The sequence below is a fragment of the Mitsuokella sp. UBA4253 genome (assembly GCF_002395285.1).
GTDB lineage: Bacteria > Bacillota > Negativicutes > Selenomonadales > Selenomonadaceae > Mitsuokella > Mitsuokella jalaludinii.
The window spans coordinates 43,076-59,589 of record NZ_DGWR01000004.1 but is presented as its reverse complement, the minus strand read 5'-3'; the positions used below and the strand labels follow the sequence as shown (position 1 = coordinate 59,589).

Below are 16,514 nucleotides of genomic sequence, written 5' to 3'. Positions count from 1 at the left end.
TTATCTCCCACTCATGTGATAAATATCACGGTCGTACCCTTCTGCGCAAAAAAAATCTGCCGAGGCGCATTTCGCGTCTCAGCAGTATGGATTCAGCTCATTCAATGTTGCAGATTTCCCTGCCGCAATTCTCACACTGGATGGCTTCCTTGAGGTAGTCGATGTCCTTGATGAAGATCAAGTGGCCGCGGTACTCGATGATATCGCTCTTGCGAAGCTCGCTGAGCATGCGGTTGAGGCTCTCGCGCGCCGTCGCCGAGTAGTTGGCCAGCTCCTGGTTCGTCAGTGGCACCGATATGAGGATGCCGCCGTCCATCTCCTTGCCGTAGCTGTTGGCCAGGCGGATGAGCGTCGAGTAGAGCGCGCCCTTCTTGCCGTAGAGCAGGAGGTCGCGGAACTTCGAGTGCTGCTTGCGCATGTGCGCCCCCATGATCTTGAGCAGGTTGACCGCGAGCGCCGGCTTCTTCTCGAGATAGCTCTGCAGCACGGGAAACTCGATTGCGTAGACCTCTGCCGCACTCTGCGCCACCGCATTGAAGATGTATACCGGCTCCTTCTCGTAAAGCGGCAGCTCGCCGATGATGCTGCCGCGCGAGGCGAGGCGCAGCGAGAGCACGCGCCCCGACATCGCGTACTTCGTGATGAAGATCTGGCCCGAGCGCACGATGTAGAAGTAGCGCGCCATATCCCCTTCGTGGAAGAGATATTCACCGTCGTGGAGCATGACAACCTTGCCCGGTATCTCATAGAAATGGCGCACGAGCGACTCCATCTGGTCCTGCTGCTTCGTCTTCCGTTCTTCCATAGATCGATTCCCCTTTTCTATCTCAGATAAATCCCTTATCGCTATTGATTCGCGACACGGACGGTGTATTCCTGTTCAGGATACGGGAAAGTTTTTACCTGTGCCGTGATATTTGTTACATATAGCGTGATTTTTTTTACAGATTATTTGAGGTATCTCCTCTATAATGTGACAAAGAGTTTATCGTTCCTTATTGCTTAGCAAGGTTTTATACCAAATTCAACGAAAAGGAGAGTCAACGTATGGCAGAATCAGCTGTGACAAAAAAATTGGGGGCAAATCCCACGCGCAAGGAGATCCTAGCGAACTGGACCCCGGAGGATCCCGTCTTCTGGAAGAAGTTCGGCGAGAGGATCGCGAAGCAGAACCTCTACACCTCGACATGGGCCCTCGTGCTCTCCTTCGTCGTCTGGACGCTCTGGGCGACGATTGCCGCCAAGCTCAACATGGCCGGCTTCCACTTCTCCGATGAACAGCTCTTCACGCTCGCTGCACTGCCGGGTCTCGTCGGCGCGACGGGCCGCCTCTTCTACACGTACCTGCCGGGCCTCATCGGCGGCCGCAACTCGGCCTTCATCACGACGGCCCTGCTGCTCTTCCCGCTCTTCGGCCTCGGCCGCGCACTGCAGGACCCGACGACGTCTTACGACACGTTCGTCCTGCTCGTCTCCTTCATCGGCATCGCCGGCGCCAACTTCTCCGCCTCGATGGCCAACATCGGCTTCTTCTTCCCGAAGGCGCATAAAGGCCTTGCGCTCGGCATCAACGCCGGCATCGGCAATCTCGGCGTCTCGCTGATCTACCTGACGGCGCCTCTGCTGCTCGGCTGGAACCTCTCCTCGTTCTTTGGCCCCGGCGTCGAGACGCCAAGCGGCATGATGTACGTCCAGAACGTCTGCTACTTCTGGACTGTGCCGACAGCCCTGACGCTCGTGCTCATCTGGATGTTCATGGACAATCTGCCGCTGCCGAAGCAGAGCCCGAAGAGCATGCTCTCAATCTTCGGCAACAAGCACACCTGGCTCATGTGCTGGATCTACACCTGCGGCTTCGGCTCCTTCATCGGCTTCTCCGCCGCACTCGGCTTGCTCGTCTCGAAAGAATTCCCGGAAGTCTCCTTCTCGATGGCCGCCTTCCTCGGACCGTTCATCGGTGCCGGCATCCGCCCGGTCGGCGGCTGGCTCGCCGACCGCCTCAACAGCGGTTCTAACGTCACGCTCGTCTCGCTCTTCATCATGCTCGCTGCGAGCATCGTCGTGCTCTTCGGCATCCAGACGCATGCCTTCGCGCTGTTCTTCGGCGCTTTCCTGCTGCTCTTCCTGACGACGGGCTTCATCAACGGCGCTTCGTTCCGCATGATCCCCTACATTTTCGACAACCCGTTCCACGCCTCGCTCGTCACGGGCTTCACGGCAGCGATTGCCGCCTACGGCGCTTTCCTGATCCCGAAGATCTTCGGCTGGTCGTACACCAACTTCCAGAGCGTCGCACCGGCCTTCTACATCATCATCGCCTTCACGGTGGTAACGATCCTCATCACGTACTTCTTCTACGCGAGAAAGGGCTCCGGCATCAAGTGCTGATATACGGATATCGCAAGAAAAGTCAGGCTGTCCGCCGATAACGGATAGCCTGACTTCTGCATTCTATGGTAAAATTCTAGACAGCGAATACGCAATGAGAAAGGATGATCTTTTATGGCATACGAGAACGGACTCACACATTTTGACGAGAGCGGCCAGGCCATCATGGTCGACGTCAGCGAGAAGAAGGAGACAAGCCGCACGGCCATCGCCTCGGGGCGCATCCGCGTGAACAAGGCGGTCTACGAGGCCATCGAGCAGGGCACGGCTAAGAAGGGCGATGTGCTCGGCACGGCCCGCATCGCCGGCATCATGGCGGCCAAGAACACGAGCTCTGTCATCCCGCTCTGCCACCCGCTGCCGATTGCGAAGTGCAGCGTCGACTTCACGATGCTGCCCGAAGAATGCGCCGTCGAGGCGCGCGCCACGGTCAAGGTCACGGGACAGACGGGTGTCGAGATGGAAGCGCTGCACTCCGTCAGCGTCGCACTCCTGACCATCTACGACATGTGCAAGGCGCTCGACAAGGGCATGGAGATTGAGTCCATCCACCTCGACAAGAAGACGGGCGGCAAGAGCGGCACCTACCTGCGCAAAAATATCACAGAGGAGTGACCAACCCAACAAATGGGGGGATTCTTCCAACAAGATTGGCTTGCCCTTTCATTCGAAACGTACTACCATATAAAGCAGATGGATTGAATGAGCTGTAAGGTCAGCTCCCCCCTCATCCATCTCCCCTTATATTTTTCCCTCATTCGAGTCAGCATGCGATGTGCAGGCTCTTTTTTTTGCGTTTTACAATTTTATTTTTTATTTTTTGCCGCACGCCGCTTCTCCTGCTGGCTTGCCAGAAAGAGCTTGCGATAATCGGCCGGGCCGATGCCGTACATGCGGCGAAAGATCCGACTCAGCGACTCGCCCTTCTCGTAGCCGCAGGACTCCGCGATGCTCGCGACTGAGAGATGCGTGCTCTCGAGCAGGTACTTGGCCCGAGTCATGCGACAGGTCTGGATGTACTTCTGCAGCGTCATGCCCGTCTTGCTGCGGAACAGGCTGCTGAGGTAGCTGCGGTTGAGGCCCATCGTCGCGGCGATGTCCGCCGTGCTCATGTGTTCGTGCAGGTGATGGCGCACATACGTCATGGCATCTGCAGCGTATGAATTGCCGCTCTCTATCGACCGGTGGTCCTGACGCTCTTCACTGAGGATGGCGATGAAGCGGTAGAGTGTGCTCATGCGATAGTAATGGTCCGTCAAAGTCAGCTGGCGGTGCTCCAGCATGTCGTGGAGGCAGCGGATGAGCCGCTCCCCCTGATGGCACGAGAAGATGGGGTTCGCCTGATTGAGCCCGATGTCATGCATGAGATGCTTCATCTCCTCACCAGCTGCACCGACCCAGATGTACCTCCAGGGCTCATCACCATCCGTCTCATAGCGCGTCTCGTAGTCAGGCGCAATGAAGAAGCCCTGCCCCGCCTGCAGGTGGTATGCCATGCCGTTGACAAAGAATCTGCCGCATCCCTTCGTGACGTAGTGCAGCACATAATACGGCCGCACCTTGGGGCCGCAGCTCCCGCCCGGCAGCATCTCCTCTTCGCCGATGGTCGTCAGGTAGAGACGGGCCTCGTGTTCCGTCGGCATCTCCGTGAATTTTATCTTGTCCATTTCCTATCATCTCTAACGTACTTACATTCGATACTTTCCTCTTATTCTATCATAACCAGTCAAATATGCAAAAAGAAAGCCAACTCAGAAACGAGCTGGCTTTCCCATATGTGATAGGAGTTGTATCCGAGGTATCGCCGTAAGGATCAGAGGCTGCCCTTCATGATGGCGTTCGTCTTCTCGATGCACTGATGTGCCTTGTCGATGGAGAGGCCGAGCGTGCGCATGATCTTGTCCGGATTGTGGAAGCCCATGCCATTTTCAGCGGCGACCCAATCCCAGTACCACTGCGCTTCGCGGACGAGCTGACGCGGCTCTTCGAGCTGTTCATCCGTCGCACCGGCATCCATGGCGGCCTTGATGGTCTTATGGGCCTGCGCAACCGTCTTGCCAGCGATGCGCTGGAGCTTAAAGGTGTTGTCGCCGATCGTCTGGACGCGCGCCTTGAGCGTCTCAGCGCTCTCGTCGTGGCACTTGAGGCACGACTCTTCCGTCGTCTTCAGCGGGTTCGTCATCCAATGCGAGGTGTACTTCTGGCCGTTCTCTCTCATGTACGGCATATGGCAGTCGACACAGGTGACACCGGCGTCAGCGTGGACGCTCGTCGCCCAAGTCTCGAAGTCCGGATGCTGTGCCTTGAGCATCGGGGCCTTGGAATCTGCATGGATCCAGTCCTGCTTGAAGGCACCAGCCTGACCGGACTGATAGAACTCATACTCCGACTCCGCATCGAGCCCGTTGTCAAACGGATGGTTGACGCGGCCGTCTTCCTTCGTGAAGTAGTACTCATTGTGGCACTGTGCGCAGACGTAAGCGCGCTTGTCGTTGTGCGAAGCGTTGTTGACATCGATGCCGCGGCGGGCCATCGAATCGATGAAGCCCTGCTGGTAGACGCGCAGTTCCATCGTCTCCGGATCGTGACACGTCGAGCAGCCGAACCACTGGTCGTCCTCAATGGGCGCCATGACTTCGTCAATCGGCTTCGAGGCGTAATCCCAACCGCTCTGCTTGTAGTAGACATCGTACATGTACGAGCTCTTGCAAGTAATGCAGTTGCCCTTCTGGCCGGGCAGGCGCTTCGTGTTCTTGAAATCCTCGCCTGCGTATGTGTGACCGCGGTCATCATCGTACTGGAGCGCAAACTTGTAGCCCTTGAAGTTCTCGACCATCTCCGGCTGTTCCGTCAGGTGCGAGTTCTCCGCCTGGGCACCGCCGTACCCCGTCGGCGACGGCGAAGTGTCATTGTTCTTCATGAACGAATTGTACTCGAGCGGATAAGCTTCCTTATATGCTTCCTTGCCGAGCTGTTTGTCCTGGGGAATCTTAGCGAGCTTGACACTCGTGTCGTTCGGTGCCGCGACGATGCGGACGACGACAAAGCCAAAGAATACAACGCAGACAGCTATGATTCCCGCCAATATCTTCTGTAGCTTACTCAACTTTTATCCCCCCTTCGAGATGGTTCGAGCCATGTGCGATACTGCTGTGGCATTTGAGGCAGTCGCCGCCAGTATCCATACTGACACCGACGTCGGCGTGGACACTCCCCATCGTCGTCTGATGGCAGCGCAGGCAGTTGTCGTTGACCGTCTGTCTGCCCTCAGACGAGATCTTTATGTTCGCCGGATAGTCGCGCAGCACTTCATGATACGTGTCGATCATGCCCGTGCGTCCCTTCTCGAACATGTAGTGCACAGCATTGTCGTGTGGCAGGTGGCAGTCCGTGCATTCCAGCGCACGATGCGAAGACATCGCAAAGGTTGCCGCCTCTCCTTTCATCGCATGGCACGACCCGCAGAAGGCCGGCGATCCCGAGAAGGCCATGGCCGCTGAGCCGATGCCGCAGACCGCCACGCCGATGACGAAGCCGCCCGCCAGGCAGGCCAGCGTGTGTTTCTGAAACAGTTCCTTGAACTCCACTCTGCTCCCCCTCCTCTCTCTTACGCTCTTATTCTGCCTTGTTTTCTATCATTATATCATCCGGCAACGAAAAAAGGCGTTGCCGCCGCAACGCCTTTCAGAATCTTTTCATATTTTATATTTATGAAACAAGGGTTATACGATTTACCAAAGTCCGATAATATGCCACCAGAATGAACCGATGCCGAGCCAGATGACAAGATTAACCGTAACCATAATGAACCCAAGCCTCCACCAAGTTCCCTGCGGCACATAGCCAGCACCGTAAAGGATTGGCGCTGCACCTCCGCCGTAATGCGTCAATGGAATCATGATATTCGAGAGCGCAGCGAAGGAAATTGCAGCGAGAAGCGGCGGCGTGCCGACAGCTACGGCCACAGCCAGGAACGCTGCGTACATAGCACCGATATGAGCAGAGACGCTGGCAAATGCATAGTGAGAATACACATAGATGAGCACTAGAATGATAAAGGCTGTGAGCCAGCTCAAGCCTGCACTTTGGATTGCCGTGCCTGCCATATCTGCCACCACTTTGATGAAGCCGGAGCTCGATAGTGCACCCGCCAGAGCAATCAAAGAGCCCATCCAGAACATAGTGTTCCAGGCACCTTTTTCCTGCAAAACATCCTGCCAGGTCAGCACATTTGTCAGGATGAGGACTGTGACAGCCAGCATGCCAACGCCCGTCGCATTCATATGCGTCAGCGACGACGTGGCCCAGAGTACCAGCGAACCGACGAAGACCGCGAGCACAACCTTCTCCATCCAGCTCATCGGCCCCATTTTCTCAAGAGCCTCCACTGCCATCTGCTTAGCGTGCGGCATCTCATGAATCTCAGGCGTATAGAGCTTGTAGAGAAGATACGGCATCAACAAGAGTGAAATCAGCCCCGGCACAATGGTAGCCGTAGCCCAAGCACTCCAAGTAATCTCGACGCCGATTGTCTTAGCCGCAAGTTCGACAGCCATCGGGTTGCCAGCCATTGCCGTCATAAACATCGCACAAGTGATGGCATTCGCCTGATACTCGATCTGCATGATGTAGGCACCGAATTTCCGCGCCGTGCCATCATCCGGCTCCGAGTGGAGCGCAGACGACAGGCTGCGGATGATTGGGTAGATAATGCCACCCGCTCGAGCTGTGCTCGACGGCGTAGCCGGCGAAATAACAAAATCGGAAAGCGTGATGGCATAGCCGAGTGTCAGACTAGACTTCCCAATGGCCTTGATGATCAGATAAGCAATGCGACTGCCGAGTCCACTCTTGATAAAAGCCCGGGCCAGCAGGAATGCACAGATGATAAGCCAGATTGTGCCGTTGCCGTAACCGGAAATCGCGACCTTGACACTGACGACACCTAGCAGCGCAGCCACCGAGACGCCAATAAATGCGACTGCTCCGATAGGTAAGGGCTGTAGAATAAAGCCTGCGATGGTCGCTGCAAAAACGGCAAAGAGATGCCAGGCAATCGGCGTAATCGCATCAGGATGCGGCAGAAACCAAATGACTGCGCCGAGCAGGATGACACCAACCAGCTTTTTCTTTTGACTTGCATCCATTGTTATTCACCTCTTGCCATCGCTCAGTCTTCTGTATACGCAGTGTATTTAGCGAGCACGCGGTCGCAGAATACCGGCGCAAGGCCGAGGTAGTTGTGTGGATCGAGCATGTAGTCGACCTCTTCTTCCGTAAAGGCATCTTCTACCTCTTTCGTCTTCATGAGCACATCCTTGAGAGGAATTTCCTTCTCATAAGCTTCCATGCAGGCATTGTAGACAATGTGATGCGATGTCAGGCGGCCGAGTTTGCGGGCCAGATGCATCATGACGCACTCACTCATCATGAGCCCCTTCTGCACAAAGAGATTGCGCTCCATGTGCTTCTCGTAGACGATGAGATTCTCAAGGATGTATTTTGTCTTATGCAGTGCCGTGGCCATGAGCTCGCAGGCACGCGGAATGGCTTCCCACTCCGAGATAAAGCAGCCCCAGTCGCGCTCATTTTCCGAAACCATGCTCTCGACAACCGTCGGTGCGATGCCGCGGACATTTCGCAGGAGGGCCAGAACATTCTCGAGTACGGCCGGATTGCGCTTGTGCGGCATCGTCGAGGATCCGACTTTACCCATGAAGAACGGCTCTTCGAGCTCCAATATCTCGGTGCGCTGCAACGTGAAGATTTCATGCGCGATGCGGCCGAGTGTTCCAGCGAGCAGAGCGAGCATGCTGGTAAATTCCGCCTGATTGTCACGCGCGACATGCCATGCAATCGTGGGGACCTCGAGTCCCAGGATTTCAAACATGCGCTGCTGCGTCTCAAGGCCCTTCTCTGGCTGCGAAGCGAGCGTACCGACAGCACCGGCCATCTCTCCAACAAAGACGCGCTTCTTCATGCCTTCAAAACGTTCAATCTGCCGGCCCAGCTCATCGGCCCAGACAGCCGCCTTGTAACCGAACGTGATGGGGATAGCATGGACCACATGCGTGCGGCCGGCTTCCGGCGTGTCGCGGTATTTTTTGACGAGCTTGAGAATAGCCTTAAGGCAGGCTTTGGCATCGCGCAAAATGATGTCATAGGCATCGCGCTCCAAGAGAACCATGCCAGTATCGACGATATCCTGACTCGTAGCGCCCCAGTGCACATACTCACCAGCATGTTCCGGAAGAATCTTCTTGAAGGCATTCAAAAGCGGCACAATCGTGATAGAGCTCTTATAGCCTTCGCCGATGGACGGGATATCGATGAGGTCGGCCTTTGCATACTTTACGATGATGTCAGCTTTCTCCTTCGGTATGACACCGAGCTCACCCTGAGCCTGTGCCAGAGCCGCTTCCGTATCCAGCCATTTCTGCACCCAGGCTTTCTCCGAGAAGACTGCATTCATTTCCTCCGTACCGAACAGGAAACCGTGAATCTGACTATCGATGACCGTTGCTGACATATGAAAAACCCCTTTCCAAACTCTGACGGCAGGCTCTGTCGTGCCTGTCTTTTTCTATCTGGCTCAATCATACCATCAAAGACTCTGCCAAGAGAAATACCGGCCCCTTATCCAAAGATAAGACAGATATCCTTCTTTACGACAGAAGTGGCAATATCCCGCGATTTTTCATCTCTTTATATAATCATAAATTATTAATCAGTCAAATTATCATCATTTTAGATTATCTTATAAGTTTTTCTTATCTTTACAAACAGATTTCTTATCCCTCATCAGAAGGTGTCCCCTTAGGACATGACGAATCCTGTCGTAACAGAAACTCCATCACATGGATATAAACAGCAAAGGAGGCTTATCCTTGGAAATACGACAACTCGAATACTTTCTTATGGTACGCGAAGCCGGCAGTTTCACACGCGCGGCAGAAAGGCTCTATATCTCTCAGCCCGCCGTCACCAATGCCATCCGCAGTCTAGAGGAAGAACTCGGCATCCAGCTCTTTGATCGCAGCCAGAAACTGGTCACGCTGACAGCTGAGGGACGCATCTTCGCCAACCATGTCGAGAAAATCATGCACGGCATCACGACGACCGTCGAGGAGATCCACGCCCTCAAGAACCTGACGAGCGGTATGCTGACGATTGGGATTACCCCGTTTGGAGCAATGCGTGCCGTCGTCCATCAACTCAAGGCATACCATCTTGCATTCCCCGATATCCGGATATCCTTGCGCGAGGAAAACATGAGTCACCTCCAGCAGGCCCTGCTGGAGGACAAACTCGACCTCGTAATCCTGCCTGCTCCTGACGAGAATCACGTCCTTTCCAGCCTGAGTTTCACACCGGAAGAGCTCGTCATCTGCTGCAGCCGCAATCATCCCCTGCACCGCCGTAATACACTGGAACTGAAAGCGCTCTCCGCAGAACAGTTGATCCTGCCGAAGAAAGACTGCTTCTACCGACAGAATCTCATCGATGCATTCAATGAGACCAGCAGCTCGCCCCACATCGTCTTTGAATCCCAGAGCGCACAGACAATCAAGGGACTTGTCGCCGCCGGCTGCGGCATTTCAATTCTGCCGGAAAGTCTCGTGGAGGACGACACAGCTCTCGCTGTTATCCCGGTAGAGCCGCCACTGCACCTTACAAATCACGTCTTCTGGAAGACGAACCACCATCTCTCACATGCCGCTGAGGCATTTCTCAAATTGTTGAAAAAAGGAGGATCTCCTGATGAATAACCCCCGTCTAGTCGCTGTCGGCAGCAGTGAACTCGTGGCTCATGAAATCGCCGATATCACTTCAGCTCTGCTAGGCTCCTCCCTGCCAATCGAGACCATGCTGACTACAAAAATCAAATGTCCTGCCCCAGATACCTTTTATATATGTGCTGTCACGCAGGAAGCCCGTCTGCGCAGCGTATTGCCCGAGGGGCAGCTCTACGTCTTTGATCTGCATCCAACAACGCGATTCTTCCTCGATATCGCCAAGATCCCCGCAGGAGAAACAGTCTATGTATTCAACAACCTCTATCCTTATACAGAACTGCTAATTCAGGAATGCCACGAACTCGGCATCAATAAGCTCCACTTCCGGTCACTTGCCTTTGAAGAAATGGCCCTGCCCGCTCTGATGCGCGAACTCGAGCAAGCCCGCTGGCTCATTGGTGTTGAGCCGTTCGTCGGCAAAGAACTCCTTCTAGCGCCGCCCTATCGCGAGCATCTGCGCTGCGACCTTACTATTATCCCAGGACATCGTACGGCCTCCGTTACATCGGCCTGCCATCTACTAACGGGGTTAGCCGAATACTGCCAGCTGCACCTGAAACGAGAATACCAGGAACTCTGCACCCCGGTCGAGCCCCCAAAAGAGCGCTTGTTCGCGCTCGCCCGCGAGATAGAGAAAATCACGCGGCTACTCCAGCGCTCTTCGCTCGAAGCCATCAAGCAACAGATTGGCAGCATAATCTCACCAGATGCAGATATACCAACTGACTGCTCACAAGAAGAGGCACATAATGATAACCCCCGTGCGCTCATCCAAGACCGTTTCGCCACACTGGCCTATCTGACGGACCGCCTGAATCGCCTGAGTCAGCCAACTGCACAGTAAAGACTGTGGCCGATTGATAACCCAATGAAAAAACAGGAGCTGTCACGCCCATGGGGATTCCCATGAGCGTGACAGCTCCTATTCATATCGACTGCTTCCATCCAAAGATCAGCGGCGCATGGCTGCGAAGCAGCCGAGCGAGGCGGCGACGGCACCGATCCAGAGCAGGTAGATGAAGGGCTTCGTGCTGACGGAGGCCGTCACGGCAATCTGCGCTTCTTCCTCAGCTGACGGCAGGATCTCGAGGCGCGCCTGCGAGTCGTTGCCGGAGATGCCCGTCAGGCGGATGCGCTTCTGGCCGCCGAAGACGGGAACAGGCGTCGAGGTGCCGCCGTCGCGCGTCGCGATGATGGTCGGCTGTGCGTGCTCGACCGTCTCACCGTCCGTCACGGCAATCGTGGCCGTCACGAGCATCGTGCCGTCCGGCTGGTTCTCCATCGTGACGTCGTCATAGCGGTAGGCGAAGATGTCGCCCATCTCCATGCGGCCGCGCTTGAGGAGGAGCTCCATGCGGCCCGTGTCCTTCGGCGGTGTCGGCGCGATGTAGATATCGCCCGTGAGCGTGTGGGCGATGGCCGGTTCGCGCGCGGCATCCTCGCCGTTCTTGTGGAGCTTCGTCATGGCGCGCGCCTCGCTGCCGTCGACGCGGTAGCAGTAGTACTTCATCGTGCCATCCTCGGCGAAGGCCTGGCCCTCATACGTGACCGTGTGGTCGGCGATCTCTGCGCTCGCGCCGGTCTTGAACTCCTGCGAGAGCGACTGGCTGGCACCGCCAGAGAGCACCATCGCGAAGAGCGCGAGTGCCACGCCGCCGTGCGCGATCACCGCGCCAAAGCGCAGCAGATGGCTGCGCCAACTGATGAGCGTCTCACCGAGGAGCAGGATAGCGACAGCTGCCAGCACAAGCAGCCCCGGGGAGCGCACGCCTGCGAGAAACGCAAGTGCAAAGCCCAGCACGGCCAGTACGGCAGGCACGACCTTGCCCTGCGGCTCCGCCTGCTTCCCGTAGCGCAGGCAGGAGCCGGCGGCCATGACGAGGCACATAGCGATGGCCAGCGGCATGGTCGTACGCACATAGAAGTCCGTATCGACGGCGGCCGGCTTGCCGATGAGCTGCGTGAAGAGCGGCATCGACATGCCGATGAAGATGATGGCGGCGATGAAGACGAGCACGAGCGCGCCCAGGAGCAGGCAGAACTCACGGCTCGCATAGTCTTCGTAGACCTTGCCCTGCGGCAGCTTGCCCGCCTTGAGCGCGAGCAGCACGAGGCCGCCGATGAGCACGATGGCATTGACGACGGCCAGCGTCATGCCGATGCTCGTGCCGCTGAACGAGTGGACCGAGAAATCGCCGAGGATGCCGCTGCGCGTCAGGAACGTGCCGTAGATGACGAGCGCGAACGTGAAGATGACAGAAAGGTGCAGAACGGACAGCGCCGCAGGCCGCCTTTTGGCGACGTGCAGTACGTGGACAAACGCCCCCGCGAGCAGCCACGGCACGAGCGAGGAGTTCTCGACGGGGTCCCAGCCCCAGTAGCCGCCCCAGCCGAGCACCTTGTAGGCCCAGTAGCCGCCGATGAAGACGCCGGCGCCGAGGAAGCCCCAGGCGAGCAGCGCCCAGCGGCGCGCCGGCTCCAGCCAATTTCCCTTTGCCTCATCCTTGAGCAGAGCGCCCATCGCATAGGCAAACGGCACGGCCAAGAGCGCGTAGCCGATGAAGATGATCGGCGGGTGCACGGCCATCCACGGGTCCTGCAGCAGAGGGTTGAGGCCGACGCCGTCCTGCACGGCCGCCGCCGAGGCCACGAAGGGGCTCTTGGCCAGCACGAGGATGACGAGCAGCGACTCGAGGGCGGAGTAGACCGTGAGCCCCGCCGCCGTCATGCGCTCCCTGCCGCAGAGGTACAGCGAGGCCAGCGCGTGGATGAGCAGCCAAAGGAGCAGCGACCCCTGCTGCCCGGCCCAGAAGGCCGAGATCTTGTACATGAGCGGCAGTTCTCTCGACGAGTAGCTCGCCACATAGGCGATCTCGAAGTGGTCGCCGAGGATCATCGCCCAGAGATAGATAGAGGCGACGACAGCTGCCAGGCACGCGCCCAAGAGCGACCACCGGCCCCAGCGCCGAGCCCTGTCCTGCTCCTCCTCGACCTTCATTGCATAGCCGTAGGCCATCACGGCCAACAAGGCGAAAAACAGAGATGTTGCCAGAGATATTGTTCCAATCATACGATAAATCCCCCATGGATTGCATTCAGGTTGCATCGAAATTGCCTGCAGGCCGCTTCACTTCTGCTGCTCGTACTTCGACGGGCACTTGATGAGGAGCTTGTCCGAGGAGAATGCCTCGCCCTGCATCTTGCCGATGGCGACGATGTGATGCGCCTCGTCGAACTGGTCGGGCTTCGTGCCGTGGTAGTGCACGAGCAGTTCCTCGCCCGTCTCCTCGTCCTGCAGGGTGAAGACGAAGTCGTTGCCCTCCATGTGCGGAGCCGGTGCATCCTTGGCCAGCAATCCCTTGACCTGGACACTCGAAGATGTAGCCGCCTTCGCCTCTTTGATGCCGACGTACGGCGTGACCGAATCGGCAAAGCTCCAGCCGGCGTAGCCGACGAAGGCCAGCAATAGCGCGACGAGCAGGATCTTGCGTTTCATGATGATGCACCTCTTTCAGATTTCACGCGATGACAGAGCAGGGCTATGTAGATGAGCGTCATATCCAGCAATGACGCCAGCAGTACGCGCAGCATGACGGGGTCCATGTCGATAGAGCCGCTACCGTTGAGGACGGGAGCGGGATGCAGCGAGAAGTAGAACCGCGGGATGATGAAGACGAGGAACGGGACGGTCAGGAACGAGAACAGCGCGTAGATGGCCGAGACGCGCGCGCGGCGCCGCTCGTCCGCGATCACCGAGCGCAGCGTCAGGTACGCCGCGTAGATGAGCAACAGCACGAAGATCGTCGTCTGCCGCGGGTCCCAGTTCCAGTACGCGCCCCAGGTCAGCTTCGAGAAGACGGCGCCGCTGAGCGTCGCGAACACGACGAAGATGATCCCGAGACGCGCGGACGCCGCGCTGATGGCGTCGAAGCGCTCTGCCGGCCGCCGCAGGTAGCGCAGAGCATACCAAGCGCTGACGAGAAAGGCGAGCACCGCGACCCAGGCCACGGGGATGTGAAAGAACGCGATGCGCACGAGGTTACCGAGCCCTTCGGCCGGCGGCACGAGGAAGAACACGGCATACAGAAGGCCTGCCGTCAGCAGCAGGATGAGGGCCCAGAGCCCCTTCTCACACGACTTCATCCAATCAACTCCTTATCGTATATCCGCATGTCAGTCCTCATACCAGAGGAAGTCAAAAAGCAAAGATGCGGCAATCGTCATGATCGCGTCATAGAGGAACATGCCGACGAGGTACGAGCCATTCACATCGCCCGTGAAGCAGCCCGCCGTCAGCACGATGGCCGGCAGCAGGATTGGCAGCAGCACCGGCAGCATCAGGATGGAGAGCAGGCCGTTCTGCGCCCTGGCACCGGCCATCAGCGCCGAGAGCAGAGTGCCCGCCATCGCCATGCCGTACGTCCCGGACAGCAGTGTCAGGAGGAGCAGGCCCCAGGCAAAGACCGCGACATCCATAAGCACGAGGTAGACGGGCACGATGAGCAGCGAGAGCGCAAACAGCAGGACTGCCATGAAGAGCCCCTTGCCGAAGAGAACAGCCTGCGAGCTGCCGTAGACCGAAAGCGCCATCAGCGTCCCCGCCTGCTCCTCATCGGCAAAGCCGCGGCCCGCGCCTGAGAGCAGCGAGAAGAACAGGATGACCCAGAGCATGGCGGCCGCAAGGCGCGGCGAGAGCACATCGCCCTGCATCAGCAGGCTCACGCACGAGAGCGTCGTCAGCGCGAACATCAGGACGACGAGCCACGACGAGCGCGAGCGCAGAGAGATGCGCGCCTCCTTGCGGAAGACCGCCTCAACGGCCCGATAGAGAGATGCATGCATCGGCCTCCGCCTCCTCTTCTCTGTCATTCGTCGCGAGCAGCACGAGCTTGCCCCCATCAGCTGCGAGGCGTGCCTCCCGGCGCACCATCGAGCGGCCCACAGCATCGAGATTGGCACCGGGCTCATCGAGCAGCCAGACATCCGCCTCGGACGCCAGGAGGATCGCGAAATGCAGCCGCTTCTTCATACCCGTCGAGAACTGCTCGACCATCTTGCCATCCACCGCCCCCGGCGTGAGCCCCACGCGCTCCAAGAGCCGCTCGTAGAGCGCGTCCGAGAGGGCCTCTGCGCAGCGAAAGCTCAGGAAGAAATCGAGGTTCTCTCGCGCCGTGAGCTTCGGGTAGGCGTGGAATTCCGGCGTGACGATGGCGAGCCTCGACCGGTACGACGCCTTGCATAGTTCCTGCTCACCGTCCCGGGCCACGATTTTCCCCGCGTCCGGCAGCAAGAGCTTCGCCGCCATCTTTAGGAGCGTCGACTTGCCGCTGCCGTTCGTCCCCGTCACCGCCGTGACCGTGCCGCCCGCAAGCGTGGCCGAAAGGCCTTCGATGACCGTCCGGCCGCCGAAGCGCTTCGTCACATCCGAGAATGTCAGGCTGACCATACACTCACCTCTCCTCGCGAAGCCGCGCCTCGTCAAGCTTCATCCAGTCCGGGCCGCATTCAAGGAGCCCCTTCTCCTTCATCAGGCCGATCTCACGCGTCAGGGCGCTCCTGTTGCACTCGAGCTCCTTGGCAAGCTGCACGCGGCCCGGCACCTTGACGCAGTCTGCCTGCTGGCGGCTCATCTGCTGCAGCAGGTAGAGAATCAGCCGCTCGCGCAGCGTCTTCTGCGAGAGCACCTCGAGCTTCTGCATCATCAACACGTTCTTGCGGCAGAAGGCCACGAGCAGATTGCGCATGACGATGCCGTGGATGCGGCCGAGCCTCGGCCCGGCCACGATGAGCGCCGTGTAGGGCACCCAGAGCACGAGGACATCCGAGACGGCCTCGATGGCCGTCGGGTTCGCGTACTCGGGCAGGATGGCCGTCGTCGAGCCGAACAGCGCCCCGCGGCCCAACCGGTGCCCGACCGACTCATTGCCGAAGCGGTCCTCCGCGATGACGAGCGCTTCGCCCTCCGCGATGATGCCGATGCGGCTGTTCGCCTCGTACGCCTTGAGGATGCGCATCTCCTTGCCGTAGCGCTTGACCTTGGCCCCCGTCGCCTGGATGAACTGGTCCACCTCGTCGGCCTTGAGCCCCTCGAAGAGAGGCAACTCCTGCAAGTCCAGATCGTAGATTCCCATCCCTCTTCCTCCTGAATGTTCTTGATTCCCTCTAAATTATATAAATCATTTCATTCATCTGTATTATAGCAATGAGAAGCGCATAGTGATGTTGCAAGAGCAACATTACCATGTCAAAAACAATACAATGCCGAAAAAAATCAGCAACATCGATACGCAAAAAGAGCTGCCGTATGGCAGCTCTCTGCAGGTGTATGGT

The 16,514-nt window shown here is 57.8% G+C and carries 16 protein-coding genes; 4 read left to right on the top strand and 12 right to left on the bottom strand.

The genetic code is table 11. The annotated features are described in order from the left end of the window. Positions 1-97 precede the first annotated feature (97 nt). Positions 98-805, bottom strand: a complete 708-nt coding sequence (locus tag B2X55_RS01965) for a Crp/Fnr family transcriptional regulator (protein ID WP_286820667.1) — start codon at positions 803-805, stop codon at positions 98-100. A gap of 242 nt (positions 806-1,047) precedes the next feature. On the opposite strand from B2X55_RS01965, the gene B2X55_RS01960 reads away from it, so the two are divergent. Together B2X55_RS01960 and moaC are read left to right on the top strand one after the other, a co-directional pair. Then, positions 1,048-2,388 carry an MFS transporter gene (locus B2X55_RS01960; protein ID WP_286820666.1) on the top strand — a complete coding sequence of 447 codons (1,341 nt, stop codon included), beginning with the start codon at positions 1,048-1,050 and terminating at the stop codon, positions 2,386-2,388. 114 nt (positions 2,389-2,502) lie between these two features. Continuing rightward, positions 2,503-3,003, top strand: a complete 501-nt coding sequence (moaC, locus tag B2X55_RS01955) for a cyclic pyranopterin monophosphate synthase MoaC (protein ID WP_055161853.1) — start codon at positions 2,503-2,505, stop codon at positions 3,001-3,003. A 191-nt stretch (positions 3,004-3,194) separates the two neighbouring features. Here moaC and B2X55_RS01950 read toward each other — a convergent pair whose 3' ends face one another. From B2X55_RS01950 to purB, 5 genes are all read right to left on the bottom strand, one after another. Beyond that, complete coding sequence (locus B2X55_RS01950; RefSeq protein WP_286820665.1) at positions 3,195-4,055, bottom strand: AraC family transcriptional regulator; 861 nt, start codon at positions 4,053-4,055, stop codon at positions 3,195-3,197. Positions 4,056-4,201: 146 nt separating this feature from the next. Next, on the bottom strand, positions 4,202-5,494 hold the full coding sequence (locus B2X55_RS01945; protein ID WP_036374284.1) for an ammonia-forming cytochrome c nitrite reductase subunit c552: 1,293 nt from the start codon (positions 5,492-5,494) through the stop codon (positions 4,202-4,204). Next, complete coding sequence (locus tag B2X55_RS01940) at positions 5,487-5,975, bottom strand: cytochrome c3 family protein (RefSeq protein WP_036374287.1); 489 nt, start codon at positions 5,973-5,975, stop codon at positions 5,487-5,489. Before B2X55_RS01940 ends, B2X55_RS01945 begins: the two co-directional genes overlap by 8 nt. Positions 5,976-6,119: 144 nt before the next feature. After that, complete coding sequence (locus tag B2X55_RS01935; RefSeq protein WP_286820664.1) at positions 6,120-7,535, bottom strand: anion permease; 1,416 nt, start codon at positions 7,533-7,535, stop codon at positions 6,120-6,122. A 23-nt stretch (positions 7,536-7,558) separates the two neighbouring features. Then, positions 7,559-8,917, bottom strand: coding sequence for an adenylosuccinate lyase (gene purB / locus B2X55_RS01930; protein WP_286820661.1), 1,359 nt, complete (start codon positions 8,915-8,917; stop codon positions 7,559-7,561). A 328-nt stretch (positions 8,918-9,245) separates the two neighbouring features. Between purB and B2X55_RS01925 the strand changes: the two genes are divergently transcribed. After that, complete coding sequence (locus B2X55_RS01925; RefSeq protein ID WP_286820660.1) at positions 9,246-10,157, top strand: LysR family transcriptional regulator; 912 nt, start codon at positions 9,246-9,248, stop codon at positions 10,155-10,157. After that, entirely contained in the window at positions 10,150-11,028 is an 879-nt protein-coding gene (locus tag B2X55_RS01920; protein WP_286820659.1) for a hypothetical protein, read from the top strand. The genes B2X55_RS01925 and B2X55_RS01920 overlap by 8 nt, the downstream gene beginning before the upstream one ends. Positions 11,029-11,136: 108 nt before the next feature. On the opposite strand, the gene B2X55_RS01915 is transcribed toward B2X55_RS01920, so the two are convergent. Genes B2X55_RS01915 through B2X55_RS01890 form a run of 6 tightly spaced genes read right to left on the bottom strand, consistent with a single transcriptional unit; the run spans position 11,137 to position 16,315 of the window. After that, complete coding sequence (locus tag B2X55_RS01915; RefSeq protein ID WP_288851229.1) at positions 11,137-13,254, bottom strand: heme lyase CcmF/NrfE family subunit; 2,118 nt, start codon at positions 13,252-13,254, stop codon at positions 11,137-11,139. Between the two features lie 57 nt (positions 13,255-13,311). Beyond that, entirely contained in the window at positions 13,312-13,680 is a 369-nt protein-coding gene (locus B2X55_RS01910) for a cytochrome c maturation protein CcmE (protein WP_036374293.1), read from the bottom strand. Continuing rightward, the gene (locus B2X55_RS01905; RefSeq protein ID WP_055161862.1) at positions 13,677-14,327 is read right to left on the bottom strand and encodes a cytochrome c biogenesis protein; all 651 of its coding nucleotides are present in this window, start codon (positions 14,325-14,327) and stop codon (positions 13,677-13,679) included. The genes B2X55_RS01910 and B2X55_RS01905 overlap by 4 nt, the downstream gene beginning before the upstream one ends. Positions 14,328-14,357: 30 nt before the next feature. Further along, positions 14,358-15,026: a heme exporter protein CcmB gene (locus B2X55_RS01900; protein ID WP_036374298.1), complete on the bottom strand. Its 669-nt coding sequence runs from the start codon at positions 15,024-15,026 to the stop codon at positions 14,358-14,360. After that, positions 14,998-15,630, bottom strand: a complete 633-nt coding sequence (locus B2X55_RS01895) for an ABC transporter ATP-binding protein (protein ID WP_286820657.1) — start codon at positions 15,628-15,630, stop codon at positions 14,998-15,000. Before B2X55_RS01895 ends, B2X55_RS01900 begins: the two co-directional genes overlap by 29 nt. Before the next feature lie 4 nt (positions 15,631-15,634). Continuing rightward, positions 15,635-16,315 (bottom strand): Crp/Fnr family transcriptional regulator, encoded by a 681-nt coding sequence (locus B2X55_RS01890; RefSeq protein WP_036374303.1) that lies wholly within the window; start codon positions 16,313-16,315, stop codon positions 15,635-15,637. Between the last annotated feature and the right edge of the window lie 199 nt (positions 16,316-16,514).